Raw genomic sequence first — 2131 nt, forward strand, 5'->3', positions numbered from 1 at the left:
CTAAATGAGAATTTTTTAACACAGATAGCGACACGTTTAGCCCCGCAAAATGATTGAGTATTATTGCGGATTGGTATAATAAGCGCAGTGTTAGTTATTATGGTTATGCAGTAATGTATATAAACCTAAGCAGGGATGTCGTTATAAGCATGGAGACCTACTACATAGGTTATTAAATTTACTTGTAGGATGCTTATAATGTTTGGATAAGGTGAGCTTATAGGCAGGTTGGGCGGCTTTAATAACGTCTCTCTTCGCATTAGTAATTTATAAGTGGCTACTGTTATCAGTAACTTTAAGATTAAAGTTAAATCAATAAAAAACCCGAAATAACAATGGCCGTTTCGGGTTTTAACTTGAAGTATAAAAACTAATTATTTATGCCAAATACCTTTTGGAATAGTTTTATTGAGTTTGTCGTTCTTACTTGGATCAAACGTCGGTAACTTTCCGACGCGTCGTTGAGCGTTATAATCTTTAGTAAGCCACACGACAACACCTGAGAGCATAAATAATGCGATTACGTTCACTATTGCCATTAAGCCCATAGATACATCAGCTAATGTCCACACTAGTGGTAATTCGCCCAATGCACCAAACATTACCATACCTAACACTAATAACCTGAAGATCAACATGCCAGATGCGTGGTTATGCTCTAAGAATAATAAGTTCGTTTCTGCATAAGAATAGTTAGCTACTATTGATGTAAAAGCAAAAAACAAAATAGCGACTGCAACAAATATTGCGCCCCAGCTACCAACATGCTCCTCAAGCGCTGCTTGTGTAAGTGCTATACCCGTTACATCAGAGCCTGGTACTAACTGTTCTGATAATAAAATAAGAGCAGCAGTTGCAGTACAAATAATAATAGTATCTACAAATACACCCAGCATTTGTACATACCCCTGTGAAGCAGGGTGAGGTGGGTTTGGTGTTGCAGTTGCTGCAGCATTCGCAGCACTACCCATACCGGCTTCGTTTGAGAACAAGCCGCGTTTGATCCCTTGGATCATCGCCTGCATTACCCCATAACCAATTGCACCGGCACCAGCTTGTTCAAGACCAAAGGCACTTCTAATCACATGCATAAATACATCAGGTAATTCAGTGTAATTTACAGCACATATATACAGTGCAACAATTAAGTAGGCAGCGGCCATAAATGGCACTGCTAATTCAGCAAATCGTGAAATTGTTTTTAGGCCACCAAATATTATGATGCCTGAACCAATTACAAGTGCAATACCTACTATATAGTTAGGAATACCAAAGGCGACTTCAAAAGCTGCAGCGATAGAGTTTGACTGTACCGCATTAAAAACTAAACCAAAGGCTAAAATTAAACATAGTGAGAACACTATGCCCATCCAGCGCTTGCCAAGTCCGTACTCCATATAATAAGCAGGGCCTCCACGGAAGTTGCCTTCTTCATCACGTATTTTGTAAGCTTGAGCCAATGTGCTTTCTGCAAAACTAGTGGCCATACCGATCAAAGCAATTAACCACATCCAAAAAATAGCACCAGCACCACCTAAATAAAGTGCGACTGCAACACCTGCCATATTACCGGTACCAACACGGGCGGCTAAAGAAGTACAGAAAGCTTGAAAAGAGGAAATACCGCCATCTGACCCTTGGCGACTTTGAAACATGACTTTAATCATGTGTGGGAATTGTACAAATTGGATGAAACCAAGACGTATGGTAAAAAATAGCCCAGCGGCTATTAATAAGTACACTAAAATATGACCCCATAAGAGACCACTTATACTATTTATTATATCTGTCATGTGTGTTGCCTAGTGAACGAGTTGTAAATATGCGCCGCAACTTACCACAAGCAAGGTAAATAGTTTAGTAAACAGCGCAAAAAAATGAGTTATCCACAGGGTTTTGTGGGTATCTTGTGTGTCTGGGTGGGGTATCTTTGGGGTAAAAATTAAATGCAAAAAAGCGTTTAAAAACGCTTGCGTTAAAATTGATTCGCCCTATAATGCGACCCCACTGAGACGGCAGAGCGCAACGCATAGCGAGGCACGAGCTACTCAGTGAGTCGAGTAAAACTTAGCTTTTAAATCTTTTAAAAGAAACTAAAAATTAAGTGTTGACAAAAAAATAGGAAAGCGTA

General features: G+C 39.6%; 1 protein-coding gene. It reads right to left on the reverse strand.

Annotated features, from left to right (window positions below; all coding sequences use genetic code 11):
• Positions 1 to 374: 374 nt before the first annotated feature.
• Positions 375 to 1793: a sodium:alanine symporter family protein gene (locus MTN96_RS36710; RefSeq protein WP_248534822.1), complete on the reverse strand. Its 1419-nt coding sequence runs from the start codon at positions 1791 to 1793 to the stop codon at positions 375 to 377.
• Positions 1794 to 2131: the final 338 nt, after the last annotated feature.

Source organism: Pseudoalteromonas sp. 2CM28B (assembly GCF_023161935.1).